Here is a 25,297-nt window from a genome sequence, read left to right as displayed (position 1 = left end):
GGTGCGAAGCGCCCCCAGACCAGTCAACGGATTCTGAGATAAGTCCGTTGAAGGTCTGCGACTGCTACGCAGCCGAGCGGGGATGATTCCCCTCGCCACAACAAGCAGGTCTCCACAGTCTGTTTTCCATTGTTTTCGCGCGCAAGACACGAGGCACAGCATGCAAATCAAACTCGCCAACCCCCGTGGCTTCTGCGCCGGTGTGGACCGGGCGATCGAAATCGTCAACCGCGCCCTGGAAGTCTTCGGGCCGCCGATCTATGTGCGTCATGAAGTGGTGCACAACAAGTTCGTCGTCGAAGACCTGCGCAGCCGTGGCGCGATTTTCGTCGAAGAGCTCGATCAGGTGCCCGATGACGTGATCGTCATCTTCAGCGCCCACGGTGTTTCCCAAGCCGTGCGCAATGAAGCTGCAGGTCGTGGCCTGAAAGTCTTCGATGCAACCTGCCCGCTGGTGACGAAGGTGCACATCGAAGTCGCCAAATACAGCCGCGACGGTCGTGAATGCATCCTGATCGGCCACGCCGGTCACCCGGAAGTCGAAGGCACCATGGGCCAGTACGACGCCAGCAATGGCGGCGCGATCTACCTCGTTGAAGACGAAAAGGACGTGGCCGCATTGCAGGTGCGCGATCCGGAAAGACTCGCTTTCGTCACCCAGACAACCTTGTCGATGGACGATACCAGTCGCGTGATTGATGCCCTGCGCACGCGCTTCCCGGCCATCGGTGGTCCGCGCAAGGACGACATCTGCTACGCCACACAAAACCGCCAGGACGCCGTCAAGCAACTGGCCGACGAGTGCGACGTGGTACTGGTGGTCGGCAGCCCGAACAGCTCCAACTCCAATCGCCTGCGCGAATTGGCTGAGCGCATGGCGACTCCGGCGTACCTGATCGACGGTGCCGAGGACCTGCAACAGAGCTGGTTCGACGGCGTCGAGCGTATTGGCATTACCGCTGGCGCGTCCGCACCGGAAGTGCTGGTCCGGGGCGTGATCCAGCAATTGCAGGCCTGGGGCGCGACCGGTGCCGACGAGCTGGCTGGCCGTGAGGAGAACATCACGTTCTCGATGCCGAAAGAGCTGCGCGTCCGTTCGATCTGACGCTTCTGCCTTTGTCGCACAGCGCCTGTTCGGTCTCCTGACTGCCCAGGCGCACGCGACCGGTCGCCGCCAGCACGATCTGCCGCTGGCTGACCGGCTCGCGCGGCGAGCAGACGTGTATTGTCCCCGCCTGAAATCGCCGTCCCGGCATCAGCGGCTGTCCCAGATGACTGAACCGCACGTAGCGGCTCACCCACCAGTTGCCGACAATCGCCACCTTCGCCTCACTGGCGCGTTCAACCAGCAGCGGATTGCTGCTGTCCTCCGGCCCCTTGCCGCTAAGATCCAGAATGATTCGCCAACCCTGACTCCAGTCGCCGTCAATGCCATGGATCACCACACTTTGATTGTGGGTCATAGCCAGGGTGCGAGCGTGGCGGATGCCTTCGAGCAGCGACTGCGCCGCGTGGTCGCGTTGAGTCGCTTGCTTGAGCGCGGCGAACGCCGGGCTGACCAGCAGCAGAACAATTGCGCCAATCGCCAGTCCCATAAGCAGTTCAATCAGGCTGAAACCGTGTTGCGGCATGAAAAATCCCTCCGTGGAATGGTATGAGCAGCGCAATCCGTGCGCCGCGCAGGGCAAATCAGTCGGCGCGTGCCGAGCGAATGTTCTAGCGTGTAAAAGCAGGTATAGCCGACGGCAACGGAGGGCACCGATGGATCTTCGTACAAAAGGTTTCACGCTGGTCGAGTTGCTGGTCGCCATTGCGGTGTTCCTGATACTGATCACGCTGGCGGTGCCGGCCTTTACCCGTACGATCCAGAGCAGCAAGGCGGATACCGAAGTCGGCGACTTGCAGCGCGCGATCAATTTCGCCCGGCTCGAAGCGATCAATCGCGGCGTGACCACGCGTCTGCGTCCGACCGCTGGCGGCAGCGTCTGGACCGGTGAGCTGGCGGTCTACGACAGTACTGGCAATCCGGCCAATGTGTTGCGGGTTGTTCCAGCGATGAGCAGCGGCGCGACTCTGACGCTACCCTCAGGAGTGACCGCACTGGATTTCAACAACCTCGGCGGTCTGGCGGCACCGTCGACGGCGGTGGTCATCGGTTACACGCTGGGCACGCAAAGCAGGACGCTGAACGTGTGTTTAAACGGACGCATTCAACTGGGTGGGAATTGCGGATGAGGGCAGGGAGCACAAACGCACAGGAGGGCATGACGCTGATCGAAGTGCTGGTCGCGCTGCTGATTCTTACGGTCGGGCTGTTGGGCGCAGCGGCGGTGCAGCTCAATGCGCTGAAGTACACCGACAGTTCGCGGATGACCAGTCAGGCCAGTTTCATCGCCTATGACATGATGGATCGCATCCGCGCCAATTCCGGCGCCAACTACACCGTCACGCCACCGACCTCGGGCAATCTCAGTAATGCGCGGGACCAGGACCTCTACGACTTCACCACCAATATCGCCAACTTCGGCGGCCCGACCGCGACGGGCAGTATCACCCTCAACCAGCGGGTCTACACCATCACCATTACCTGGAGCGATGCGCGCGCGGCGAACGCTGCCAGTGCCCAGCGCAGTTTCGTGCTGAGCAGCCGGGCGGCGGTCGATCCGGTGGCCACACCATGAAGTACGCCAGCCGTGGTTTCGGCCTGATTGAGCTGCTGATTGCCCTGGCTTTGGGGCTGATCGTAGTGCTCGGCGTGGTACAGATTTTCATCGCCGCAAAAAACACCTACGTCAGTCAGAACAGCGCCGCAGCGATGCAGGAAGACGCGCGCTTCGTTCTCAGCAAAATGATTCAGGAAATTCGTATGGTCGGCATGTTCGGCTGCCTCGGCACCATCGTCGACTCCAGCTCAGCAGGGGATTTCAACACTGCGCAACTCATCCCGATCAACTGGGATAACGCCAGTCTCAAGCTGACCATGGTCACCGCCGATGTCGGCAGCGGCGGGGGCACACCGACCTGGACGGTGATTTCAGACTGTCGCAACAGCGCGGTCGCCTACAGCGGATTACGCAGCCCGACCACGGGGCAGATCGCGTTCCCGATCCGGCGCCTGATCTACAGCTTCAGCAATAACCAGATCCTCATGGGCACTGGCAGCGGCAATCCGGTGCAGCAAGTGCTGGTCAACAATGTCAGCGCCTTCAACGTCACATTCGGTCTGGCCAGTTCGGCGACCGACGTCGCAGCCTCGACCTACAGCAGCAACCCTGGCGATCCGGCGCGCATCCGCAGCGTGCGCCTGAGCCTGACCCTCACCGACCCGAACAATCGGGTGCGCAATCAAACCTTCAACGTGGTTGCGGCATTGCGCAATCGCTTGCCATGAGGGGGCGGCGATGAGGATTTCCTTGCAGCAACGTCAGGCCCAGCGCGGCATGGTCTTGTTGGTCAGTCTGGTGTTTCTGCTGTTGCTCACATTGATCGGTTTGTCCTCGATGCAGAGCGCCAACCTGCAAGAGAAAATGGCCGGCAGCGTAAGCCTGCGCAATCAATCGTTTCAGGCTGCGGAAGCGGCGTTGCGTATCGGCGAAAGTGCGGTGCAGCTGGACAGTTACTCGTTGGCGGTGTGCAGCGGCACGAACCAATGTCTGCCGCCGGCGGAGTCGTCAGTGGTCAGCTCGGCCGGCTTCAATTCGACCTCCGGGGTGACCTGGATCGCCGCCGGTAATGGCTTTTATGGCGTGCAGAACATCGGCACGACTCTGACGGCGGTGAACGTGCCGAGTAACACTTCGGCGACGTTGTATCGAGTCACTGCGGTCGGCATCGCCGGCAATTCGCGTAGCGTGGTGGAGAGTGTCTATGCGAAGTATTGAGCGCGGCCTGTCGCTGCTGATCGGCATGCTGCTGAGTAGCTACCTGGCGGCACCGGCCTGGGCTTTCACACCTTCCGATTCGCCGCTGCTGAGCGCGGCAGCGGTGGCGCCGAACGTGATGCTGCTGATCGATGATTCGGGGAGTATGAACAGCATCATTTACGCCGCCGGATTCGACCCGAACGTCAACCGCACTCCAGCCCGGCAGTGCAATGCCTTCCTCGGCTTGTGCTCTGCACTCAATGCGCCGCAGATTACTGGCGACACAGTGTTTCTATCGAGCCTGCCAACCTCCGGCTGCTCGGGAGGCGCCTACGCGTTCTACAACAACAGCGTGGCGCCCTTGTGCCTGAAACTGCCCGACCCCGTAGGCAATGAGAACACTCGGTATTCCGCCGATTACATTTCCTACATAGTCAGCCTCGCCAACAGCAACGGCACCCGCGACTTCACCACGGGGGCGATTCCCAACGATTACCGGATGAACGTGGCGCGCAACGTTTCCACCGCACTGGTGAGCAGCAACCGCACCTTGCGCATGGGCCTGTCGACATTCAATCCGGCGACGAGCAGCAACCCGGGCAACGGCGGTTTCATCGCCCGCTCGATCACCGATTTGTCACCCGTCGCGGGCAGCGTCACCCAGGCCCAGGCAGACACCAACTACAACGCGCTGATCTCATCGATCAACGGCTTGAACGCCGTGGCCAACACGCCATTGGCCGAGAGCTATTACGAAGTCACGCGCTACATGCGTGGCTTGGCGCCTTACTACAACGGCACGCCGGCGAGCTATACCAGTCCGATTCAATACCGCTGCCAGAAAAACTACGGCGTGGTGATTACCGATGGCTTGCCAACCTATGACCGTACCTTCCCGACCAACGATCCGCTGGGAGGCAGCCGGCTACCGAACTGGGATGGCGTGAATAACGATGGCGACAACCTCAACGGTGACGGTGAAGGCGACACGCTTTATCTGGATGACATCGCCAAATTCGCCTTCGACATCGACATGCGTTCGACCGGCACCGACGCCGCCGGCAAGAGCTGGAACGCGGTGGATTTTCCCCGGCAGAACATGAACACCTACACCGTGGGTTTCGCTGCGGATAACGATATGTTGTCCGACGCCGCCAGTTACGGGCAGGGCAGGTATTACCAGGCGACCGACAGCTCCGGGCTCAATGCGGCGTTATCGTCGGCATTGAGCGATATCACTTCCAAGGCCGGCTCCGGTGGTGCCGGTGTTGCCAGCAGCAGTACGTTGACCAGTGGCAGCAGTTTTTACCAGACAACCTACGATCCCAAGGATTGGCGCGGCACGATCAGGTCGTTCGGCTTTACCTCGACCGGCACGGTAAATACCTCGGCGGCGCAATGGTCGACCGACACCACCATCGTGCCCTCTGCCACAGCGCCGAATTTCCAGTCATGGAACACCTTGAGCAACACGCCCATTGCCTTGGCACTCCTCAACTTTTCCCCGGCGCAGCAGACTACGCTGAATCAGGGGTTGCCCGCCGGAATCAACGGTAATGATCTGGTGGAGTGGAGCAAAGGGACCAACAGGGCCGGGCTCAAAGTTCGCAGTGCGCTGTTGGGCGACATCATCAATTCGCCGCTGGTGCTCGCATCGCCTTCGGACAAGACCGCATCCGACTTGACGGGTGACAGCAGTTACACCAACTACCTGACCACCAAGGCTGCGAACATGAATACCAGTCTGGTAGTGAACGCCAACGACGGTTTCGTCAACGTGATCAATTCGGCGAACGGCACCCGCCGTTATGCCTATATGCCCTCCAGCGTGCTGCCTTACCTGCGACTGATCGCGGATACCAATTACGTCAACGGCGTCAGCCACAAATTTCTGGTGGATGGTCAGGTCGGCGTGTTCGATGCGCAGGCCGGTACCACCTGGAAAACCCTGGCCATTGGCGGAACGGGCGCCGGCGGCAAAACCTTCTATGGGCTGCAACTGTTCGATGCCTCGGCAGGTAACGTGATCAGGGCACTGTGGGAAGTCAGTGCGCCGGCTACGGCCAATGCGTCGAATGCTTTCAATGATCTGGGTTACGCCTACGCCCGTCCGGAAGTCGCACGCTTGGCCAATGGTCGCTGGGCGACATTCATCGCCAATGGTTACGGCAGCAATTCGGGGGTTGCAGCGTTGTATGTGCTGGATGCGCTGGATGGTTCGCTGATCAGGAAAATCGTCATCGACAGCACGGAAACCACTAACGGTCTGTCTTCGGTAAAACTCAGGGTCAATTCCTCGAACGTAGTGCAGGCTGCCTACGCTGGTGACCTGAAGGGGCGTATGTGGAAATTCGACTTGAGCGCACCCGGGGCAGAAAGCTGGGGCGTGGCGTTTGCCGGCAAGCCATTGTTCACCGCCCCGGGCGGGGCAACGCAGCCGATCACCGCGCAACCGCTGCTGGCGGATAATCCGCAGGGCGGCAAGCAGGTGTTCTTTGGCACCGGCAAGTTCAACGAGACTGCCGACAAGACCAACAAGGATCTGCAGGCGTTCTATTCAATCTGGGATGCAGAGGGTGGGGCCGGCCAAATCACCGTTAGCAGTTTGCAAGCGCAGGCGATTACCGGCTCGTTCTCCGGCAGTTCCGGGCAGTTTCTGACCACCAGCCAGAATGAAACGACGTATCCGGCAGAGAAAGGCTGGTATCTGCCGCTGGTGTACAACAACGTGCTGACCGGCGAGCGCGTGATCAATCAGGCCAGTATTGTGTTGGGACGAGTTGTTTTCACCACTGCCAGCGTCGATACCACCGACCCTTGTTCGAGTTTTGGTACGGGCCGACTGGTCGAACTCGATGCGTTCAACGGTAAGATGCTCAACTACGCCGTGATCGACACCACCGGTGACCGTTTGGTCGACAGCAACGATACGATATCCAGTGGCGTGATTTTTACCGGCGGCATTCCGACCCTGAACTTCATCTCGGCTAACGGCGAGCGCAAGGGCACGACTGACACCAGCGGCGCGGTCACGGTCATTGTGGAAAAAGGTGGCGGCGGCAGCCGTCGTATCATGTGGCGACAAATCCAGTAAGCGAGAATTTGAGGCATGCGCAGATCCAGCCGAGGTTTTACCCTGATCGAGATCATGATCGTCATCGCGATTATCGGGATCATCCTCACCATCAGCATTCCCAGCTACAACGAATACGTGAAGAAGGGCCGTCGCGCCGAAGTGGTCTCGCTGCTCTCGGAGCAGGCGCAGACCCTCGAACGCTTCTACACCCGCAACAATGTCTACACCGGCGTCACCGGACTGAGCACGGGCAATGATTTCTATACCATCACCCCGACGCTGACCGACCAGACCTTTGTGCTCACCGCGAATCGTAAAACCGGCTCGGCCATGGCCACCGACAAATGCGGGGATTTCACCCTGACCAACACCGGCGTGCGAAGCATGAACAACGCGACCACCGGAGTGACCGCCAAGGATTGCTGGGGCCGCTGACGCATTCTTTTTCGGGCGCCTTTTGCGCCCACTGTCTTTTTTACGGTTGGATCAAACATGACCAGGCAACAGCAAGTGGTGATTGTCGGCGGCGGGGTGATTGGCCTGCTCACTGCCTACAATCTCGCCTCCGAAGTGCGCAGCGTGGTGCTGCTGGATCGCTCGAATGTCGGCCAGGAATCGTCCTGGGCTGGCGGCGGCATCGTCTCGCCGTTATACCCGTGGCGCTACAGTCCGGCAGTCACCGCGCTGGCGCATTGGTCGCAGGATTTTTATCCACAGCTCGGCGAACGCTTGTTTGCCGACACTGGGGTTGATCCTGAGGTGCACACCACTGGTCTGTATTGGCTGGATCTGGACGATGAAGCCGCAGCCCTGGCCTGGGCCGCGCGGGAAAATCGGCCGCTGCGGGCTGTGGATATCTCGGCGGCACATGACGCGGTGCCGGTGCTCGGCAGCGGTTTCAGCCGAGCGATCTACATGGCCGAAGTCGCCAACGTGCGCAATCCACGGCTGGTCAAATCGCTGAAAGCCGCGCTGCTGGCGCTGCCGAACGTGACGATTCACGAGCAATGCGAAGTCAGTGGTTTCGTCCGCGAGGGCGAGCGCGTGGTTGGCGTGCAAACCTCCACTGGGGTGATGAGCGGCGACGAGTTTGTGCTGACGGCGGGGGCGTGGAGCGGCGATCTGCTCAAGACGCTGAGCCTGACGTTGCCGGTCGAGCCGGTCAAAGGCCAGATGATTCTCTATAAGTGCGCGGCTGATTTCCTGCCGAGCATGGTGCTGGCCAAGGGGCGATATGCGATCCCGCGTCGCGACGGTCACATTCTGATTGGCAGCACGCTGGAGCACGAAGGTTACGACAAGACCCCGACCGACATAGCGCTGCAAAGCCTCAAGGCCTCGGCAATCGAATTGCTGCCGGCGTTGGCGGATGCCGAGGTGGTCGGGCACTGGGCCGGGCTGCGGCCGGGGTCGCCGGAAGGCATTCCGTTTATTGGCCGGGTGCCGGGGTTCGAGGGGTTGTGGCTGAACTGCGGGCATTACCGCAACGGGCTGGTGTTGGCGCCGGCGTCGTGTCAGTTGTTTGCTGACGTGATGCTGGGGCGGGCGCCGATTATTGATCCGGCGCCGTATGCGCCTGAGGGCCGGATTTAGTCAGAGGCTGGTAGACCGCCTTCGCGAGCAGGCTCGCTCCCACAGGAATACTCATTCCAAATGTGGGAGCGAGCCTGCTCGCGAAGGGGCCTTCAATCCAGTCCCAATTTCTTCAGCCGATAACGCATCGACCTGAACGACAGACTCAACCGCTGCGCCGCCGCCGTGCGGTTCCAGCGGGTTTCCTCCAGCGCCTGCAAAATCAGTTTGCGTTCGACGCTCTCCAGATAATCCTCAAGATTGTCGATCTGCGTCAGATCAGCCGTCGCCCCGTCCGCCGAGCAATTGCCTTCGCTCAAACGCAGATCCTGCGCTTCGATCGTGCGGTTTTCACACAAGGTGTGCGCGCGTTCCAGAACATTCTCCAGTTCGCGCACGTTGCCGGGAAAGCGATAGTTCTTCAGCGCCTCCAGCGCTTGGGGGTGCAGGCGCGCTTCGGGTTGTCCGGTGTCTTTGGCCAGGCGCTTGAGCACGTGCATGGCAAGCGCCTCGATGTCGTCGCGGCGTTCGCGCAGGGACGGCACGCGCAGTTCGATGACGTTGAGCCGGTAATACAGATCCTGGCGGAAACGCTCGGCTGAAACTTCGGCTTCAAGGTCTTTGTGCGTGGCGCAAAGGATACGCACGTCGACCACCGTTTCCTGCTGGCCGCCGACGCTGCGCACGGCTTTTTCCTGAATTGCCCGCAGCAGTTTCACTTGCATCGACAGTGGCAGATCGGCGACTTCATCGAGAAACAGAGTGCCGCCATGGGCCGCCTGGAATAGCCCCGGCTTGTCTTCGACGGCACCGGTGAAGCTGCCTTTGCGGTGGCCGAAAAATTCGCTTTCCATCAGTTCCGACGGAATTGCCCCGCAGTTCACCGGCACAAACGGCTGGCTGGCGCGCGGGCCTTGTTCGTGAATCAGACGCGCGACCAGTTCTTTGCCGCTGCCGGATTCACCACTGATGTACACCGGCGCCTGACTGCGTGCGAGCTTGTCGATCTGCTTGCGCAGATTGGCCATCGGCGGCGAATCGCCCAGCAAGCGTCGCTCGATTGCCGTGCTCAAGCCGCCCGCTGTCGGCAGGCGCAGCGCCGAGCTGACCAGTTCGCGCAGGCGCGGCAGCTCCACCGGTTTGGTGAGGAAATCGAACGCCCCGGCCTTCAATGCATTGATGGCCGTTTCCAGGCTTCCGTACGCAGTGATCATCGCCACCGGCAGGTTTGGATCGCGTTGCTGAATGTGTTGCACCAGCTCCAGCCCGGTGCCGTCGGGCAGGCGCATGTCGGTCAGGCACAGGTCAAAGTGCTCGCGCTGCAACAGCGCCTGAGCCTCGCCCAGATTGCGTGCGCTGAAGGTCTCGAGTTTCATCCGTCCCAGGGTGATTTCCAGGAGCTCGCGGATATCCGGTTCGTCGTCGACGATTAGAATTTTTTGCCGTGGGCTTGTATTCAACTTTGTTTCCGTCCGTGAGCAAAAGTGATGCAAAAGCAGCCGCCGCCTTGGCGTGATTTGAAGTCTAGGCGTGCCTGGTTGCTTTCGCACAGCTCACGGGACAGATAAAGGCCAAGACCGGTGCCCTGACTGCTCGTAGTGAAGAACGGCTCAAACAGATGCGCCTGTTCATCGGCCGACACGCCGGGGCCGTTGTCCTGCACTTCGAGCACTGCCAATTGGCTGTCGGGGTCGACGAACAGTGCCAGCCAGACGTCGGCCTGCTCGTGCAGTTGGGCACTGTGACGCCAGGCGTTGCGGATCAGATTGTCGAGAATCTGCCGCAGCTGGTTGGGGTCCATCAGTGTGGTGAAATCGCCGGAATTGATTCGCAGATGAATGTGCTGGCGTTCGGTGGCCTGCTCGCGGGTTTCGCCGACGAAGTCTTCCAGCCACGGCTTGAGGTCCAGCCGTTGCGGCGCGCTTTGCTGGCGGCGGGACAGTTGCAGGACGTTTTCGATGACTCGGTTCATGCGCTGGGAGTGGTCTTGAATAATCTGCGTCAGACGTCGATCTGCGCTATCGAGTTCCTCGGACTCGGCCAACAGCTGCGCGGCATGACTGATCGCGCCCAGTGGATTGCGAATTTCATGGGAGATGCCGGCGGTCAAACGCCCGAGCGCAGCGAGCTTGAGTTGCTGGGCTTGTTGGGTGATTTGCGCCAGGTCTTCGAGAAACACCAGTGTCTGCTGGTTCGGACTCTGCTCGAGAGCGATGAAGCTGGGTTGCAGCTCAAGGCCATTGCCGGGGATTTTCAGGCTCTGCGGGCGCAAGGTCGGGTTGTTGCGCCACAGTTGCAGGCGCTCGACGAGTGCTGGCGAATATTCGTCGATCAAATGACCTTGCAGGTGACTATGGCCGAGCAGACTCTGCGCACTGTAATTGGCCAGTTGCACCCGGCGTTGTTCGTCGAGTACCAGAATGCCGGTGCGCATGCGTTGCAAGATCAACGCATTCAACGCCTCCAGGCTGACCACCTCGCTGGCGCGTTGTTCGGCCAGGGTCTCGCTGACTTCGAGGCGACGAATCAGCCCTTGCACCAGCAATGAGGCGGCGAAGCACAGCGCGCCGAGGGTGCCGGCTTGCAGGTACGCGTTGGCGCTCAAGGGGCGGCTGAGCCCCAGCAGAAAACTCAGGCCGACAATGCCGATCGCCGCGATGGCGGCAATCAGCAGGCCGATGCGTCGGCGCAGCAGGGTGTTGCTGATTGCCACCGAGACCACCAGCAGATTGCCCAGCGCACTGGCCACGCCGCCGGCCGCATAGAACAGGCCGCACAACAGCAGCACGTCGACGAGGGCCAGGGTGAACAACTGCGCCGGGCGCCGGGTGTTTTCGAGAAACACCACCAGCAGCATATTGATGATCAGGTACAGCCAGCTGCCACCGCGCAGCAGATCGTCGTTGGCCGACGTCAGCAGGCGGTTGTCCATGTTGCTGGAGATCAGCAACACCAGAGTGATGCCGACACTTAAACGGTACAGGTGATAAAGGCGCAGCAGACGCTGCGCCTGTTTCTGGTCGGCGTTGACGGCCTCAGCGACCACTGGCGCCCGGGCCTTGCTCGAGATGAGCCTGGCTGCAATACCACAGTTGCTGGTTGCCCAGCGCGCGGTCGCGCGGCAGGTGCACGCCGCAGTGGGCGCAACGCACCATCGGCGGCGCGTCCTGTTCGCGCGGCGATCGGGCGGACGAGGCGGGGGCCTTGAATTTGCGCCAGAGCCAGATGGCGGCGAAGATCAGGGCAATCCAGAACAATAAACGAAGCATGATGAGCGGCTTTTCGACTGATGATCCGGCAGTTTAGCCAAGGACCCGATCAGCGCACAGCCTATTAAAGCGCGGCAATAAAAAAGGGAGATCCGCAGATCTCCCTTTTTTCGTACAGCCGGTGTGATCAGTCGAACACGCCGAAGGTCATGTAGCTGAACCACGAGCGGTCGGTGTCGCTGGATTCCGGTTCTGGCTCTTCGATCACGTCGCCGTTCTCGTCTTTAGGCTTGAGCTCGTTCGGGATCGCATCTTTCGCGTCCTGGAACTGCTTCTGCACGTCCTGGTTGGCGCGGGTTTCGCCCGGCGGCAGCGGTGGACGCGATTCGATCAGGCCCAAAGTCGCTTTGCTCAGGAACGAACGGTTGTCAGCTTCGGCTACGCGTGGCACGAACTGGCCATCTTCCAGGCTCGGGTGGTCCGGGTAGTTGAGCTTCAGGGTTTCCAGGCTGGTGGCCGCCAGATCGTCGAGGTGCAGACGCTGGTAGGCTTCAGTCATCACCGCCAGGCCGTCGCCGACCGATGGGGTTTCCTGGAAGTTCTCCACGACGTACTTGCCACGGTTGGCAGCGGCTACATAAGCCTGACGGGTCAGGTAGTAGTCAGCGACGTGGATTTCGTAGGCGGCCAGCAGGTTGCGCAGATAGATCATGCGCTGCTTGGCGTCCGGCGCGTAGCGGCTGTTCGGGTAGCGGCTGGTCAGTTGCGCGAACTCGTTGTACGAGTCGCGGGCGGCGCCCGGGTCACGCTTGGTCATGTCCAGCGGCAGGAAGCGCGCCAGCAGGCCGACGTCCTGGTCGAACGAAGTCAGACCCTTGAGGTAGTACGCGTAATCCACGTTCGGATGCTGCGGATGCAAACGAATGAAACGCTCGGCGGCAGACTTTGCAGCTTCCGGCTCGGCGTTCTTGTAGTTGGCGTAGATCAACTCCAGCTGAGCCTGATCGGCGTAGCGACCGAACGGATAACGCGACTCCAGAGCCTTCAGCTTGGCTGTGGCGCTGGTGTAGCTGTTGTTGTCCAAGTCAGTCTGAGCCTGCTGATACAGCTCGGCTTCGCTGAGGTTTTCGTCTACGACTTCCTTCGATGAGCAAGCAGCGGTCAATGCGAGGATGGCGATCAGCAGCAGGTGTTTCACTTGCATGGCGGCTTGCGTCCCTATGACGGCCGCTGTCTTGGGCGGGGCCGTCCTGTTATGATGAGCGCCCCGTTGAAAAGCCTCGGGGCAAAAGACGCCGTATTTAACCACAAGCGCGCAGCCGAAACCAAAGGCTGTGCCGACGCCCAGTCCGAGCATGTCCGATAAAATTGAACTTCGCGCAGAGGTGCCGTCCGAATTGGGCGGCCAACGCCTCGATCAAGTCGCCGCCCAACTCTTCGCTGAGCACTCACGCTCGCGCCTTTCCGCCTGGATCAAAGAAGGTCGCCTGACTGTGGACGGGGCGGTGATCCGCCCGCGCGACATTGTGCATGGCGGTGCCGTCCTTGAGCTGACTGCCGAGCAGGAAGCCCAGGGCGAGTGGATCGCCCAGGACATCGAGCTTGATATCGTCTATGAAGACGACGACATCCTGGTGATCAACAAGCCTGCGGGCCTGGTGGTGCACCCGGCCGCCGGTCACGCCGATGGCACCCTGCTCAACGCTTTGTTGCACCATGTGCCGGACATCATCAATGTCCCGCGCGCCGGTATCGTGCATCGTCTGGACAAGGACACCACCGGTCTGATGGTGGTGGCCAAGACCATTCAGGCGCAGACCAAACTGGTTGCGCAATTGCAGAGCCGCAGTGTCAGCCGCATCTATGAGTGCATCGTCATTGGCGTGGTCACCGCCGGTGGCAAGATCAACGCGCCGATCGGTCGTCACGGCCAGCAACGCCAGCGCATGGCAGTGATGGAAGGCGGCAAGCCTGCCGTCAGCCATTACCGCGTGCTCGAGCGTTTCCGTTCGCACACCCACGTGCGGGTGAAACTGGAAACCGGTCGGACCCACCAGATCCGCGTGCACATGGCGCACATCAACTTCCCATTGGTCGGCGATCCGGCGTATGGCGGGCGTTTCCGCATTCCGCCTGCGGCCAACCCGACCATGGTGGAATCGCTCAAGCACTTCCCGCGTCAGGCGCTGCACGCGCGCTTCCTTGAACTCGATCACCCGACGAGCGGTGAGCGCATGAGCTGGGAATCGCCGCTGCCGGAAGATTTCGTCTGGCTGCTGACCCTGCTCAAGCAGGATCGCGAGGCCTTCGTCGGATGAACTGGCTGACGCCGGACTGGCCTGCGCCGGCCAGCGTCAGGGCCTGTGTCACCACCCGCGAGGGTGGTGTCAGCGAGGCGCCGTTCGACAGCCTCAATCTGGGTGATCACGTCGATGATCGCCCGCAAGCGGTGGCCGAAAATCGTCGCCGCTTGACCGAACACTTCTCCATACAGCCTGCCTGGTTGCAGCAAGTGCACGGGATCACCGTTGCCCATGCTGATCCGGGCATCGTTGCGACTGCAGATGCCAGTTGGACGGCAACGCCGGGTATTGCCTGTGCGGCGATGACGGCAGACTGTTTGCCGGCATTGTTCTGCGATCGTGCCGGCACGCGTGTCGCGGCCGCTCATGCCGGTTGGCGGGGTCTGGCGGCGGGCGTGCTTGAGGCAACTCTCGACAGCCTCGATGTTCCTGCTGACGAGGTACTGGTCTGGCTCGGCCCGGCCATTGGCCCCAAAGCCTTTGAAGTCGGTCCGGAAGTACGGGAAGTCTTCATCAATCAACTGCCTGAAGCAGCAGAAGCGTTCGTACCGAGCAACAATGCCGGCAAGTTCATGGCTGATATCTATCTGCTGGCGCGCCTGCGTCTGGCTGAACGGGGTGTCACGGCTGTTTATGGTGGCGGTTTCTGCACCGTGACCGATCCGCGCTTCTTCTCCTATCGCCGTGCGTCGCGGACCGGTCGTTTCGCCTCCCTTGTTTGGCTCACCCGCTAAACTCTCTGATCTGCATCAACTCTCCGACGCTTGAATCTCCCAGAATCGACCGCATCTACAGTGGTATCTGGCAGGTTTCTTTATTCAGGATGGTTTCTTAGGTCCGGCCTGCTCAAAAGGAAGGTGACCCATGCGTATTGACCGTTTAACCAGCAAATTACAGTTGGCCCTGTCCGACGCCCAGTCGTTGGCGGTTGGCCACGATCATCCGGCCATCGAGCCGGCGCACTTGATGCAGGCCATGCTTGAACAGCAGGGCGGTTCGATCAAGCCGCTGCTGATGCAAGTCGGCTTCGACGTCAACAGCTTGCGTAAAGAGCTGACCAAAGAGCTCGATCAACTACCGAAAATCCAGAACCCGACCGGCGACGTCAACATGTCGCAGGATCTGGCGCGCCTGCTCAATCAGGCTGACCGTCTGGCTCAGCAGAAGGGCGACCAGTTCATTTCCAGCGAACTGGTGCTGCTCGCCGCGATGGACGAGAACAGCAAGCTCGGCAAGTTGCTGCTCGGCCAAGGCGTGAGCAAGAAAGCCCTGGAAAACGCGATCAACAACCTGCGTGGTGGCGAAGCGGTAAATGACGCCAACCACGAAGAGTCGCGGCAGGCGCTGGACAAGTACACCGTCGATCTGACCAAACGCGCCGAAGACGGCAAGCTTGATCCGGTGATCGGCCGCGACGACGAAATCCGTCGCACCATTCAGGTTCTGCAACGCCGCACCAAGAACAACCCGGTGCTGATCGGTGAACCTGGCGTGGGTAAAACCGCAATCGCCGAGGGGCTTGCGCAGCGCATCATCAACGGCGAAGTGCCGGACGGCCTTAAGGGCAAGCGCCTGCTGTCGCTGGACATGGGCGCGCTGATTGCCGGCGCCAAGTATCGCGGTGAGTTCGAAGAGCGCCTGAAATCGTTGCTCAACGAACTGTCGAAGCAGGAAGGGCAGATCATTCTGTTCATCGACGAACTGCACACCATGGTCGGCGCCGGTAAAGGCGAAGGCTCGATGGACGCTGGCAACATGCTCAAGCCTGCGCTGGCTCGCGGCGAGTTGCACTGCGTCGGCGCGACCACGCTCAACGAGTATCGCCAATATATAGAGAAGGATGCGGCGCTCGAGCGGCGTTTCCAGAAAGTCCTGGTGGACGAGCCGAGCGAAGAAGACACCATCGCCATTCTGCGTGGCCTCAAGGAACGTTACGAGGTTCACCACAAGGTGGCGATCACCGACGGCGCGATCATCGCTGCGGCCAAGCTCAGCCATCGCTACATCACGGATCGACAGCTGCCGGACAAGGCCATCGACCTGATCGACGAGGCGGCCAGCCGTATCCGCATGGAGATCGACTCCAAACCGGAAGTACTCGATCGTCTGGAGCGACGCCTGATTCAGCTGAAGGTGGAATCCCAGGCGCTGAAGAAAGAAAGCGACGACGCGGCGAAGAAACGCCTGGAAAAACTCCAGGAAGAAATCGAGCGTCACGAGCGTGAGTATTCCGATCTGGAGGAAATCTGGAACTCGGAGAAAGCCGAGGTGCAGGGTTCTGCGCAGATTCAGCAGAAGATCGAACAGTCGCGCCAGGAACTGGAAGCCGCGCGCCGTAAAGGCGACCTGAATCGGATGGCCGAGTTGCAATACGGGGTGATCCCCGATCTGGAACGCAGCCTGCAAATGGTCGACCAGCACGGCAAGAGCGAGAACCAGTTGCTGCGCAGCAAGGTGACTGAAGAAGAGATTGCCGAAGTCGTGTCGAAGTGGACTGGCATCCCGGTGTCGAAAATGCTCGAAGGCGAGCGCGACAAGCTGATGAAAATGGAGAGCCTGTTGCACAAACGGGTAATCGGTCAGGAAGAAGCGGTCGTGGCTGTGGCCAATGCCGTGCGGCGTTCCCGCGCCGGACTGTCCGACCCGAATCGTCCGAGCGGCTCGTTCATGTTCCTCGGCCCGACCGGTGTCGGTAAAACCGAGCTGTGCAAGGCGCTGGCCGAATTCCTTTTCGATACTGAAGAGGCGATGGTGCGGATCGACATGTCCGAGTTCATGGAGAAACATTCCGTGGCTCGTCTGATCGGTGCGCCACCAGGCTACGTCGGCTATGAAGAGGGCGGTTACCTGACCGAAGCGGTGCGTCGCAAGCCGTACTCGGTGATCCTCATGGACGAAGTCGAGAAGGCGCACCCGGATGTGTTCAACATCCTCCTGCAAGTGCTTGAGGATGGCCGTCTGACCGACAGTCACGGGCGTACGGTGGACTTCCGCAACACGGTGATCGTGATGACGTCCAACCTCGGGTCGATGCAGATCCAGGAACTGGTCGGTGATCGTGAGGCGCAGCGTGCTGCTGTGATGGACGCGCTGACCTCGCACTTCCGTCCTGAGTTCATCAACCGCGTTGACGAAGTGGTGATCTTCGAGCCGCTGGCGCGGGATCAGATCGCCGGCATTACCGAGATCCAGTTGGGCCGCCTGCGCAGCCGCCTGGCCGAGCGCGAGCTGAAGCTGGAGCTGAGCCCGGAGGCGATGGACAAGCTGATCGCCGTCGGTTACGACCCGGTGTATGGCGCACGTCCTTTGAAACGGGCGATCCAGCGCTGGATCGAAAACCCGCTGGCGCAGTTGATCCTGTCGGGTCATTTCATGCCGGGCGACACCGCCACCGGCAAGGTCGAGAACGACGAAATCGTTTTCGGCTAAGCCTCAGCGGCAATGAAACCGGGAAGGCCTCGCATTGCGAGGCCTTTTTTTCGCCAGGCTGTTGAACTCAAAGGAAAAGGCTTGTAAAGTGCGCCCCGCAGTCAGTCACCGGCAGCGTTTCAACCCACCGGGTTGGAATCTGAAATAAGTTGCAAATCATTAACTTGAAAGCAATTTAGGGGGTTGACAGAGGTGTTCTAGGTTGTAGAATAGCGCGCCTCAGGCACACGAACGCAGCGATGCGAACGGGTGGCGAGATGCAACAAAGCTTCACCGTTGTAAATTGAAATATGTAGTTCCGTGATAGCTCAGTCGGTAGAGCAAATGACTGTTAATCATTGGGTCCCAGGTTCGAGTCCTGGTCACGGAGCCAATTTCAAACCGGGGTATAGCGCAGTCCGGTAGCGCGCCTGCTTTGGGAGCAGGATGTCAGGAGTTCGAATCCCCTTACCCCGACCATATTTGGGTCGTTAGCTCAGTTGGTAGAGCAGTTGGCTTTTAACCAATTGGTCGTAGGTTCGAATCCCACACGACCCACCATTTTTGAAACCAGTTTGCGCTGGGATCGAATCTTAAGATCAGAGGCCAAAAGCGCTGATCGAAGAAGGCGATCTTTGAAAGGTCGCCTTTTTTTTACCGGGGTATAGCGCAGTCCGGTAGCGCGCCTGCTTTGGGAGCAGGATGTCAGGAGTTCGAATCCCCTTACCCCGACCATATTGAAAATCCTCGTATCGAAAGATGCGGGGATTTTTTTTGCCTGCTGAAAGGCGAATCCCTTCAAGTCGTCATACAACCTGCCGATAGCCCGCTAACACGAGGGGACTGCCAACGCTTCGCCCCTTGATCTGGCCATTACAAGAATAAGGGCGTTCGTCATGTTGCTTCGTCAGTTGAATATTGCTCCCCGGGCTGCCCTGGGATTTGCCCTGATCGCGGTGTTGGTGGCCTTGCTCGGCGTGTTTGCGCTGGGGCAGATGTCGAGCATTCGCGACAGCGAGGTGGCGGTGGAGAACCGCTGGTTGCCGAGCATCCGTGGCGGCGACGAGATCCGCGAACTGATGCTGCGCATCCGCACCATCTCCCTGCGCATGGCGCTCGATCAGGATCCGGCCAATATCGCCACCTATCGCGGCCAGATGGACACCCGCGACAAGGAACTGAGCGAGAAAATCGCCGCCTACGACAAACTGGTCGACACTGCCGAAGGTCAGCAGCTGTATGACCAGTTCAAGAAAACCTTCGCCGCCTATCGCACCGGCATCGCCCAGTCATTCACCCTTGCCGAGCAAGGCAAGCGTGACGAGTTGACCAAATTGTTGCTGGTTGACATGAAGACCGTGGTCGACGGCTCCGGCAAGCAACTCAACGATCTCGCCGATCTGTTCGCCCGCCAGGTCGCCGCCGAAAGCGAGAAGTCCGCCGCGCATTATGAAACCTCGCGGACCATCGTCAGCCTGTTCATTGGATTGGCAGCGCTGGCCACAGTGGCGCTGGCGATGTTGCTCACGCGCAGTATCGTGCGCCCGCTGAGCAGCGCTGTGGATGCCGCTGAAAGTGTCGCCAAGGGCGATCTCACGCGGCCGATCGAAACCCATGGCAACGACGAAGTCAGCCGCTTGCTCAAAGCCTTGGCGACGATGCAACAGAACCTGCGCGAGACCCTGCAAGGTATCAGCGGCTCAGCCACACAACTGGCCACCGCCGCTGACGAACTGAGCGCCGTCACTGTCGACAGCACCCAAGGCCTGCAAGAGCAGAACAACGAAATTGAACAAGCTGCCACTGCGGTCAACGAGATGACCGCTGCGGTGGAGGAGGTCGCGCGCAACGCGGTATCGACGTCCGATGCCACGCGCCAGTCCAGTCAATCAGCGCAATTGGGCCAGGAGCGCGTCAGCGAAACCGCCAGCGCGATCAATGCCCTGGCCAGTGATGTGCAAAACACCGGCGAGCTGGTGCAGTCGCTGGCCAATCAATCGCAAGACATCGGCAAGGTTCTGGACGTGATTCGCGCAATCGCTGAGCAGACCAATCTGCTGGCGCTCAACGCTGCCATCGAGGCAGCACGCGCGGGCGAAAGCGGTCGCGGCTTTGCGGTGGTAGCCGATGAGGTGCGCGCGCTGGCGTATCGCACCCAGCAATCGACGCAGGAAATCGAACAGATGGTGCAAGGCATGCGCAGCGGTTCGAGCCAGGCGCTGGAGTCAATGCAGGCCAGCGCATCTCGTGCGGCGAGTACGCTGGTTCTCGCAGAGCGGGCAGGTGAGGCGTTGGTGACGATCACGGCGTCGGTGCACGAGATTCACGAGCGCAACCTCGTGATCGCCAGCGCCGCCGAGGAGCAGGCGCAAGTGGCGCGGGAAGTGGATCGCAATCTTGTGAACATTCGCGACCTGTCGGTGCGTTCGGCTGCGGGTGCTGATCAGACAAGCGCATCGAGCCATGAGCTGTCGCAACTGGCCAATGCGCTACAGGGCATGGTGCGACGCTTCCAGCTCTGATGAACAGAGATCAATTGCAGGCCTTCGCCTGCTGATTTGCGCACAACACGAAACAATGTGGGAGCGAGCCTGCTCGCGAAGGGGCCGGATCATTCAACGACAGTGTTGACAGACCCACCGCTTTCGCGAGCAGGCTCGCTCCCACAGGTTGGCGCTTTAGTGCAGTTTCAGACGCGGTTCGGTGCCACGACCAATCTTGCTGCCCAGCATCAACATCGCCGTGCGGAACGGCCCGTACAGCGCCATCTGGTGCATACGGTACAGCGACACATAGAACATCCGCGCCAGCCAGCCTTCGAGCATCACGCTGCCGGTCAGGTTACCCATCAAGTTACCCACAGCAGAAAAACGCGACAGTGAAATCAGCGAGCCGTAGTCGGTGTATTTGTACTCCGGCAGGGTCTTGCCTTCGATGCGCAGTTTCAGCGACTTGGCCAGCAGCGACGCCTGTTGATGCGCCGCTTGTGCCCGTGGCGGCACGTTGCGATCGGTGCCCGGTTGCGGACAGGCCGCGCAGTCGCCGAAGGCAAAGATGTTTTCGTCGCGAGTGGTTTGCAGAGTCGGCAGCACTTGCAGCTGATTGATGCGGTTGGTTTCCAGACCGTCGATGTCCTTGAGGAAACCCGGTGCGCGGATGCCGGCAGCCCAGACTTTCAGGCTGGCCTTGATCTCGTTGCCATCGGCGGTGATCAGGCTGTCGGCAGTCACTTCGCTGACTGCTGCGTTGGTCATCACATTGACCCCGAGCTTTTCCAGCGTCTTGTGCACCGGCCCGCTGATGCGCTCCGGCAGGGCAGGCAGCACCCGTGGGCCGGCTTCGATCAGAGTGATGTGCATGTTTTCCGGCTTGATCCGGTCCAGACCATAAGCCGCCAGTTCATGGGCGGCGTTGTGCAACTCGGCCGCCAGTTCGACGCCAGTGGCGCCAGCGCCGACGATCGCTACGCTGATCTGCTCGACCACGTCGGTCTGCCCGGCGTGGGCGCGCAGATAATGATTGAGCAATTGCTGATGGAAGCGCTCGGCCTGTTTGCGCGTATCGAGGAACAGACAATGCTGCGCCGCGCCCTGGGTGCCGAAGTCGTTGGTGGTGCTGCCGACGCTGATCACCAGCGAGTCATAAGCCACTTCACGCGCCGGTACCAGCTCGACGCCGTTTTCGTCATAGGTTGCCGCCAGCTGGATTTTCTTCTGCGCGCGATCAAGCCCGCTCATGCGCCCGAGCTGGAACTCGAAGTGGTTCCATTTCGCCTGGGCGACATAGTTGAGTTCGTCTTCGGAGGAGTTCAGGGAACCGGCGGCCACTTCGTGCAGCAGTGGTTTCCAGATGTGGGTCAGGTTCGCGTCGACCAGCATCACGCTGGCCGTACCGCGCTTGCCCAGAGTCTTACCCAGACGGGTAGCCAACTCCAGACCGCCGGCGCCGCCGCCGACAATGACAATACGATGGGACATAGGGATAACTCGCAAGGTTTTTAAAGGAAATCTTTTTCGCAGTTACCCAAGCGAGCGCCAGGCAGCTCATAGCGTCAGATAACTGATAAATCGGCTCAACAGGCCCAGACCAATGGTCACTGCCAGCACCAGCACCAGGAGCATCCACGGCCGGAAAGGCCGGCGCTCGACACGGTGTTGGGACAATTGCAGGTACTCTTCGACATGCTTTTGGTCTTCGGGGTTCAGGCGGCTGGTCATATTTGCCTCGTCAGGTAGACGTTACTGAATGAGCACAGGCTACAGCGGTTTTCAGCCCGGGTTGAACGCAGCGTAGCCGCTGTCCGGGACCGGTTCGACGCACACGCTATCGTCGAGGCGAATGATGCCGCTTTGTAACACCCGGGCAGTGATCCCGCCATGCCCGCGCACGGCTTGAAACGTGCCCGGGCCGAGATTGTTCTGCAAGCGTGCGCAGGGCTGACACCAGCCAGTGGTTTCGAGTATCGCTTGCCCGATGCGAAAGCGCCGCCCCTTCAGGCTAAACAAATTGATTCCGCTTATAACGAGATTGCGCCGCAGATCTTCAGGCCGGACCGGCTCGTCATCGGGACGGCCCATCAATGCATTGATCACCGCCAAGTGCTCCCACTGAATCAGCGTCACCTGTCGCGCATTGCGAACGCCCGGGCGGGCGTGGTCGCCGGTGAGCCCGGCTTCCAGCCGCGCCTCGACCGCCTCGAGCTCAAGCATCGGCCCACGGGACTCTGGACGCACGCCGATCCAGCGCACACGACCGGTTTGCGGAACCTCAGCGATCAACTGCTGCAGCGGCGTCACAGGCTGATACCCACGTCGAACACAATGCTGCGGCCGAGGTTGCTGCGCAGAAAGTCCGGTGCGTCGGGGTGGGCGAACAACACGCGGGCGAATGTCGGGCCGACCAGCGACAGCGAGCGCCAGCCCTGACGCAGATATTCGGTCGGTGGCGGGAAATGACTGTTGAGGTCGAGCACTTCGCGCTTGAGGCTGGCGAAGGCGATGATGTCCAGTTCACCCAGATCCATGCCGCGTTCCTTGTAGTTGTGCGCCTTCTTGCGCAGGGTCGGCGCCAGACGCAGGAGAAATTCGTTGGCCGGGATGCGTTTGGGCTTGGCTTCGCGGCGCACCAGTTGGCTCAGGGAGAACGCACTGCGCCGACGCTGCAATTCGTCGCGCCATTCATCATTGAGACGGCGGCCTTCGTCGAGGACGAAAAAAACTTCGAAATTGGCATCGCGGAACAACACGTCCGGCGGCTCACCGGCCGGGGCGAATTCGTCGGCGCGGTAGGGGATGTTCAGACCTTGCAGCAGGCGCTGGCAGACCCAACGCTCACGCTCCCATTTGCGGGCATTGGACAGGAACGCGTTGGCTTGCTCGGCCGCGATGGTCAGCAGGCGTAAATAATCTGAATCATCCATAAGCCCAAGCTTAGCGTCCAAATGCGACAAGCAGATAGCTTTGCATCGGCTCAGACATAAACGTCGCGCGATTGCGCCCTTGTAGATACTCTGTTCACGGTCAAGCTTTTTGGGTGTGTTTATCGCTAAAAAGCTTGGCTGTACTGAAGTCTTCGCCTGCCCGCATGCAGGCCCATAGTCCGGTCAGGTATTTGCGCATGACTGCGACAATAGCCTGCATCTTCCTCTTTCCTCGAGCCACCAAGGCTTCGTAAAACGCTTTCACATTTGGGTCGCAACGTATGGCGGTCAGCGCAGGCATGTACATCGCTGATCGCAAATAGGCATTGCCGCCCTTACTTATCCGGCCGGGTTTATCAATGCTGGTGCCTGATTGCGTGAGTCGGACATCGAGTCCGGCATGGCGGCTGACCTGCGCTGACTTGAGCGTTACCGGTAAGGTCGTCAGTTCAGCCAGCGCCGCAAATACTGAGATCTCACCCATGCCAGGGGCGGCGATCATGTGGGCGAACTGGGCGCTCAACGTTGGGCAGTTGTCGATCAGTGCCCGACCAGCGAGTCGGAAACGCTCGATTCGTTTGTCAAAGGCGTTGATGGCTTCTTCTTCGTCTTCAATCAGCATCAGAAGAGTTGTTTGAGTGGCTTTTAGTGCATGCAGCTCGTTTTTGGCGCGGGTGCGATGACCCGTCAAACGATTGATGTGGCGACCGATAGCGCGTAGCTCAAGCTGTATTGAAGTGGGCGGCGTCCACAACCTTGGGCTCATGCGTTCGCCGTACTCAGCTAATAACTGGGCATCGATTGCGTCCGTTTTGCTGTTTTTCAGCATCAGCTTTGCAAAGTTGTGAAAACTCTTCGGATTGATAACCGAGACTGGCAAACCCGCCGCAGCGAGCTCCATGGCCAAGTCCAGGTAGTAGATTCCGGTGGCTTCCATCACCACAGATATAGGCTTGAGCTCAAGTAACTTGCCGACAGCAGCTTTGCGCCCCGCCGGTGTCTGGTCGATATTGCACTGACCTGCAAAACGGCCGCCATTGCGCCAGCCCATCGCTGTAGTGCGAGATCCCACATCCAAACCGACGTGCATGTTCATGCTTTCAACTCCAAGAGAACTGAGTTAAAAATGCTTCCTGGTTCCCCTGACCTCGAACTTCATGCCACTGCAACCTTGTAATGCGAAGTCCGACTCGTCGGCTTCTCGATACTCTTCGTGGTGGGCAATGAGGCGGGGGGACCTCTCTACATACAAGGTCAGGAGCAAGTCCTGCCTTAAGGAGCGATCGGTCTCCCCCAGAAACACATCTTCGTATGTCGCACCAGCGAGCTTAGATCTCATTCATGCTGGTGTGTGGGGAACATACAAGGAGCTGCCGAAGGCTGCGATCTTTTGCTTTTATAAACAAGATCAAAAGATCGCAGCCTTCGGCAGCTCCTACAAAAAAGCGTGTCGAGTAGCAGGTGAGGGAATCATGATCGGTGCCGAACTGCTTTCAACGGCAAGCCTGACACTCGGCTGGCTGATTTATCTGCCGGCGCTGCTCTGGGCGATCATGCGTGCGCCATGGGTCGAGCTGTTCAGCGACAGTCGTCGGCAGCACTTGCTGTTCGGCACGGTGTTCGCGCTGTTTCTGCTGTGGCTGGTGCGCAGGGATTTCGACACCGGTGTGTCTTACCACTTTATCGGCATGACCGCGGTGACGCTGCTGCTCGATTGGCCGCTGGCGATCGTCGGCGGGCTGGTTGCGCAGATTGGCCTGGTGCTTTTGGGGCGTCAGGACCTGGCTGCGGTGGGCGTCAATGGCGCGTTGCTGATTCTGCTGCCAGTGCTGATCACCGAATGCGTGGCAATCCTCGTGGAGCGTGCGCAGCCACGCAATCCATTCGTTTACATCTTCTGTTCCGGTTTCTTCGCCGCTGCGTTGTCAGGCCTGTTGTGCCTGATCCTCAGCCTGACGCTGCTGTGGTACGACGGCCTCTTCGCCATGCCGGAATGGCTGGAAGATTTCGTCGGCTACCTGTGGTTGCTGTTGTTCCCCGAGGCTTTTATCAACGGCATGGTCGTCAGTGCATTGGTGGTGTTCTGCCCGGAATGGCTGGAGACCTTCAACCGCACCCGCTACCTTTCGGCGCCGTGGAAGGACGACGATCCGAAGTCTTGATCCACATCAAACCGGCCATGCCGCAGAGATTTCATGCTCGCGCAAATCCCTTCAGGAGCAGTGGCATGGGCGTTTATGAATGGGCGCGGCAGGAAACCCGGCAGAGTCTGGAGCTGGCGCAGGAAGTGGGCTTTGACCCGGGCCTGAGTTTGCGCGCCCTGCTCAGCGCCGTGGTGCAGCAGAGCAAGGCAGTGCGCAATGCCGAAGACCTGGCCGACGAGTTGCGCTTTCTCGCGGAGAACCTCGACGACAGTCAGGACTACGGCTTTATGCGGCCCTGATCAG

Annotated in this window: 24 protein-coding genes and 4 tRNA genes; 18 read left to right on the top strand and 10 right to left on the bottom strand. The window is 60.0% G+C overall.

The window, feature by feature from the left end:
- Window positions 1-160 precede the first annotated feature (160 nt).
- Window positions 161-1,105 carry a 4-hydroxy-3-methylbut-2-enyl diphosphate reductase gene (ispH, locus tag AB4N73_RS17565; RefSeq protein WP_016773129.1) on the top strand — a complete coding sequence of 315 codons (945 nt, stop codon included), beginning with the start codon at window positions 161-163 and terminating at the stop codon, window positions 1,103-1,105.
- Here the strand turns inward: ispH and AB4N73_RS17560 are convergent.
- Window positions 1,062-1,631: a GspH/FimT family pseudopilin gene (locus AB4N73_RS17560; RefSeq protein WP_095181845.1), complete on the bottom strand. Its 570-nt coding sequence runs from the start codon at window positions 1,629-1,631 to the stop codon at window positions 1,062-1,064. The genes ispH and AB4N73_RS17560 overlap by 44 nt on opposite strands.
- A gap of 130 nt (window positions 1,632-1,761) precedes the next feature.
- Here AB4N73_RS17560 and AB4N73_RS17555 point away from each other — a divergent pair, with 130 nt between their 5' ends.
- The 7 genes from AB4N73_RS17555 to thiO are packed head-to-tail and all read left to right on the top strand — an operon-like array spanning window position 1,762 to window position 8,532.
- Window positions 1,762-2,235, top strand: coding sequence for a GspH/FimT family pseudopilin (locus AB4N73_RS17555; protein ID WP_041477800.1), 474 nt, complete (start codon window positions 1,762-1,764; stop codon window positions 2,233-2,235).
- A complete protein-coding gene (gene pilV, locus AB4N73_RS17550) occupies window positions 2,232-2,681 on the top strand; it encodes a type IV pilus modification protein PilV (protein WP_056790487.1) in 450 nt (149 codons plus the stop codon). The genes AB4N73_RS17555 and pilV overlap by 4 nt, the downstream gene beginning before the upstream one ends.
- Window positions 2,678-3,391, top strand: coding sequence for a PilW family protein (locus tag AB4N73_RS17545; protein WP_460142367.1), 714 nt, complete (start codon window positions 2,678-2,680; stop codon window positions 3,389-3,391). Before pilV ends, AB4N73_RS17545 begins: the two co-directional genes overlap by 4 nt.
- A 10-nt stretch (window positions 3,392-3,401) precedes the next feature.
- Window positions 3,402-3,881 carry a pilus assembly PilX family protein gene (locus AB4N73_RS17540; RefSeq protein WP_041477802.1) on the top strand — a complete coding sequence of 160 codons (480 nt, stop codon included), beginning with the start codon at window positions 3,402-3,404 and terminating at the stop codon, window positions 3,879-3,881.
- A complete protein-coding gene (locus tag AB4N73_RS17535; protein ID WP_460142366.1) occupies window positions 3,868-6,957 on the top strand; it encodes a pilus assembly protein in 3,090 nt (1,029 codons plus the stop codon). Before AB4N73_RS17540 ends, AB4N73_RS17535 begins: the two co-directional genes overlap by 14 nt.
- Window positions 6,958-6,972: 15 nt before the next feature.
- The gene (locus AB4N73_RS17530; RefSeq protein WP_150638498.1) at window positions 6,973-7,374 is read left to right on the top strand and encodes a type IV pilin protein; all 402 of its coding nucleotides are present in this window, start codon (window positions 6,973-6,975) and stop codon (window positions 7,372-7,374) included.
- A gap of 57 nt (window positions 7,375-7,431) precedes the next feature.
- A complete protein-coding gene (gene thiO, locus AB4N73_RS17525; RefSeq protein WP_460142365.1) occupies window positions 7,432-8,532 on the top strand; it encodes a glycine oxidase ThiO in 1,101 nt (366 codons plus the stop codon).
- Window positions 8,533-8,624: 92 nt separating this feature from the next.
- On the opposite strand, the gene AB4N73_RS17520 is transcribed toward thiO, so the two are convergent.
- The 4 genes from AB4N73_RS17520 to AB4N73_RS17505 form a co-directional block, all read right to left on the bottom strand.
- Complete coding sequence (locus tag AB4N73_RS17520) at window positions 8,625-9,971, bottom strand: sigma-54-dependent transcriptional regulator (RefSeq protein WP_460142364.1); 1,347 nt, start codon at window positions 9,969-9,971, stop codon at window positions 8,625-8,627.
- Complete coding sequence (locus AB4N73_RS17515) at window positions 9,968-11,557, bottom strand: sensor histidine kinase (RefSeq protein WP_460142363.1); 1,590 nt, start codon at window positions 11,555-11,557, stop codon at window positions 9,968-9,970. The genes AB4N73_RS17520 and AB4N73_RS17515 overlap by 4 nt, the downstream gene beginning before the upstream one ends.
- Window positions 11,547-11,780, bottom strand: a complete 234-nt coding sequence (locus AB4N73_RS17510) for a PP0621 family protein (protein ID WP_056790465.1) — start codon at window positions 11,778-11,780, stop codon at window positions 11,547-11,549. The genes AB4N73_RS17515 and AB4N73_RS17510 overlap by 11 nt, the downstream gene beginning before the upstream one ends.
- Window positions 11,781-11,907: 127 nt before the next feature.
- The gene (locus AB4N73_RS17505; protein WP_056790462.1) at window positions 11,908-12,924 is read right to left on the bottom strand and encodes an outer membrane protein assembly factor BamD; all 1,017 of its coding nucleotides are present in this window, start codon (window positions 12,922-12,924) and stop codon (window positions 11,908-11,910) included.
- Window positions 12,925-13,075: 151 nt separating this feature from the next.
- Between AB4N73_RS17505 and rluD the strand changes: the two genes are divergently transcribed.
- The 8 genes from rluD to AB4N73_RS17465 all read left to right on the top strand — a co-directional run bounded on the left by rluD (window position 13,076) and on the right by AB4N73_RS17465 (window position 19,953).
- Window positions 13,076-14,038 (top strand): 23S rRNA pseudouridine(1911/1915/1917) synthase RluD, encoded by a 963-nt coding sequence (gene rluD / locus AB4N73_RS17500; RefSeq protein WP_016773140.1) that lies wholly within the window; start codon window positions 13,076-13,078, stop codon window positions 14,036-14,038.
- Window positions 14,035-14,757: a peptidoglycan editing factor PgeF gene (gene pgeF / locus AB4N73_RS17495; protein WP_095181838.1), complete on the top strand. Its 723-nt coding sequence runs from the start codon at window positions 14,035-14,037 to the stop codon at window positions 14,755-14,757. Before rluD ends, pgeF begins: the two co-directional genes overlap by 4 nt.
- A gap of 130 nt (window positions 14,758-14,887) precedes the next feature.
- Window positions 14,888-17,452: an ATP-dependent chaperone ClpB gene (clpB, locus tag AB4N73_RS17490; RefSeq protein WP_073475480.1), complete on the top strand. Its 2,565-nt coding sequence runs from the start codon at window positions 14,888-14,890 to the stop codon at window positions 17,450-17,452.
- Window positions 17,453-17,749: 297 nt separating this feature from the next.
- Window positions 17,750-17,825, top strand: a tRNA-Asn gene (locus AB4N73_RS17485).
- A 9-nt stretch (window positions 17,826-17,834) separates the two neighbouring features.
- A tRNA-Pro gene (locus AB4N73_RS17480) sits at window positions 17,835-17,911 on the top strand.
- 5 nt (window positions 17,912-17,916) lie between these two features.
- Window positions 17,917-17,992, top strand: a tRNA-Lys gene (locus tag AB4N73_RS17475).
- A 97-nt stretch (window positions 17,993-18,089) separates the two neighbouring features.
- Window positions 18,090-18,166 (top strand) — tRNA-Pro (locus tag AB4N73_RS17470).
- A 161-nt stretch (window positions 18,167-18,327) separates the two neighbouring features.
- Window positions 18,328-19,953 carry a methyl-accepting chemotaxis protein gene (locus tag AB4N73_RS17465; protein WP_041477812.1) on the top strand — a complete coding sequence of 542 codons (1,626 nt, stop codon included), beginning with the start codon at window positions 18,328-18,330 and terminating at the stop codon, window positions 19,951-19,953.
- 156 nt (window positions 19,954-20,109) lie between these two features.
- Here the strand turns inward: AB4N73_RS17465 and AB4N73_RS17460 are convergent, their stop codons facing one another.
- The 5 genes from AB4N73_RS17460 to AB4N73_RS17440 all read right to left on the bottom strand — a co-directional run bounded on the left by AB4N73_RS17460 (window position 20,110) and on the right by AB4N73_RS17440 (window position 23,946).
- The gene (locus tag AB4N73_RS17460) at window positions 20,110-21,408 is read right to left on the bottom strand and encodes an NAD(P)/FAD-dependent oxidoreductase (protein ID WP_016773144.1); all 1,299 of its coding nucleotides are present in this window, start codon (window positions 21,406-21,408) and stop codon (window positions 20,110-20,112) included.
- 66 nt (window positions 21,409-21,474) lie between these two features.
- A complete protein-coding gene (locus AB4N73_RS17455) occupies window positions 21,475-21,648 on the bottom strand; it encodes a DUF3094 domain-containing protein (protein ID WP_007909875.1) in 174 nt (57 codons plus the stop codon).
- 51 nt (window positions 21,649-21,699) lie between these two features.
- Window positions 21,700-22,227, bottom strand: a complete 528-nt coding sequence (locus AB4N73_RS17450) for an MOSC domain-containing protein (RefSeq protein WP_056790453.1) — start codon at window positions 22,225-22,227, stop codon at window positions 21,700-21,702.
- Window positions 22,224-22,850 (bottom strand): DUF1780 domain-containing protein, encoded by a 627-nt coding sequence (locus tag AB4N73_RS17445; RefSeq protein WP_007909887.1) that lies wholly within the window; start codon window positions 22,848-22,850, stop codon window positions 22,224-22,226. Before AB4N73_RS17445 ends, AB4N73_RS17450 begins: the two co-directional genes overlap by 4 nt.
- A gap of 100 nt (window positions 22,851-22,950) precedes the next feature.
- Window positions 22,951-23,946, bottom strand: a complete 996-nt coding sequence (locus AB4N73_RS17440) for an IS110 family RNA-guided transposase (RefSeq protein ID WP_150638880.1) — start codon at window positions 23,944-23,946, stop codon at window positions 22,951-22,953.
- 376 nt (window positions 23,947-24,322) lie between these two features.
- On the opposite strand from AB4N73_RS17440, the gene AB4N73_RS17435 reads away from it, so the two are divergent.
- Window positions 24,323-25,012: an energy-coupling factor ABC transporter permease gene (locus AB4N73_RS17435; protein ID WP_041477814.1), complete on the top strand. Its 690-nt coding sequence runs from the start codon at window positions 24,323-24,325 to the stop codon at window positions 25,010-25,012.
- A 65-nt stretch (window positions 25,013-25,077) separates the two neighbouring features.
- Window positions 25,078-25,293: a hypothetical protein gene (locus tag AB4N73_RS17430; protein ID WP_016773148.1), complete on the top strand. Its 216-nt coding sequence runs from the start codon at window positions 25,078-25,080 to the stop codon at window positions 25,291-25,293.
- Window positions 25,294-25,297 lie beyond the last annotated feature (4 nt).

Source organism: Pseudomonas sp. S3_B08 (genome assembly GCF_054667725.1).
Note: the sequence above shows the minus strand (reverse complement) of the source record. Positions and strands in the feature narration are given on the sequence as shown.

Excerpts from the sequence above, each read along its gene's own strand:
- ispH (WP_016773129.1), top strand. The coding sequence starts at position 161 with ATGCAAATCAAACTCGCCAACCCCCGTGGCTTCTGCGCCGGTGTGGAC.
- AB4N73_RS17560 (WP_095181845.1), bottom strand. The coding sequence starts at position 1,631 with ATGCCGCAACACGGTTTCAGCCTGATTGAACTGCTTATGGGACTGGCG.
- AB4N73_RS17555 (WP_041477800.1), top strand. The coding sequence starts at position 1,762 with ATGGATCTTCGTACAAAAGGTTTCACGCTGGTCGAGTTGCTGGTCGCC.
- pilV (WP_056790487.1), top strand. The coding sequence starts at position 2,232 with ATGAGGGCAGGGAGCACAAACGCACAGGAGGGCATGACGCTGATCGAA.
- AB4N73_RS17545 (WP_460142367.1), top strand. The coding sequence starts at position 2,678 with ATGAAGTACGCCAGCCGTGGTTTCGGCCTGATTGAGCTGCTGATTGCC.
- AB4N73_RS17540 (WP_041477802.1), top strand. The coding sequence starts at position 3,402 with ATGAGGATTTCCTTGCAGCAACGTCAGGCCCAGCGCGGCATGGTCTTG.
- AB4N73_RS17535 (WP_460142366.1), top strand. The coding sequence starts at position 3,868 with ATGCGAAGTATTGAGCGCGGCCTGTCGCTGCTGATCGGCATGCTGCTG.
- AB4N73_RS17530 (WP_150638498.1), top strand. The coding sequence starts at position 6,973 with ATGCGCAGATCCAGCCGAGGTTTTACCCTGATCGAGATCATGATCGTC.
- thiO (WP_460142365.1), top strand. The coding sequence starts at position 7,432 with ATGACCAGGCAACAGCAAGTGGTGATTGTCGGCGGCGGGGTGATTGGC.
- AB4N73_RS17510 (WP_056790465.1), bottom strand. The coding sequence starts at position 11,780 with ATGCTTCGTTTATTGTTCTGGATTGCCCTGATCTTCGCCGCCATCTGG.
- AB4N73_RS17505 (WP_056790462.1), bottom strand. The coding sequence starts at position 12,924 with ATGCAAGTGAAACACCTGCTGCTGATCGCCATCCTCGCATTGACCGCT.
- rluD (WP_016773140.1), top strand. The coding sequence starts at position 13,076 with ATGTCCGATAAAATTGAACTTCGCGCAGAGGTGCCGTCCGAATTGGGC.
- pgeF (WP_095181838.1), top strand. The coding sequence starts at position 14,035 with ATGAACTGGCTGACGCCGGACTGGCCTGCGCCGGCCAGCGTCAGGGCC.
- clpB (WP_073475480.1), top strand. The coding sequence starts at position 14,888 with ATGCGTATTGACCGTTTAACCAGCAAATTACAGTTGGCCCTGTCCGAC.
- AB4N73_RS17465 (WP_041477812.1), top strand. The coding sequence starts at position 18,328 with ATGTTGCTTCGTCAGTTGAATATTGCTCCCCGGGCTGCCCTGGGATTT.
- AB4N73_RS17460 (WP_016773144.1), bottom strand. The coding sequence starts at position 21,408 with ATGTCCCATCGTATTGTCATTGTCGGCGGCGGCGCCGGCGGTCTGGAG.
- AB4N73_RS17455 (WP_007909875.1), bottom strand. The coding sequence starts at position 21,648 with ATGACCAGCCGCCTGAACCCCGAAGACCAAAAGCATGTCGAAGAGTAC.
- AB4N73_RS17445 (WP_007909887.1), bottom strand. The coding sequence starts at position 22,850 with ATGGATGATTCAGATTATTTACGCCTGCTGACCATCGCGGCCGAGCAA.
- AB4N73_RS17440 (WP_150638880.1), bottom strand. The coding sequence starts at position 23,946 with ATGAACATGCACGTCGGTTTGGATGTGGGATCTCGCACTACAGCGATG.
- AB4N73_RS17435 (WP_041477814.1), top strand. The coding sequence starts at position 24,323 with ATGATCGGTGCCGAACTGCTTTCAACGGCAAGCCTGACACTCGGCTGG.
- AB4N73_RS17430 (WP_016773148.1), top strand. The coding sequence starts at position 25,078 with ATGGGCGTTTATGAATGGGCGCGGCAGGAAACCCGGCAGAGTCTGGAG.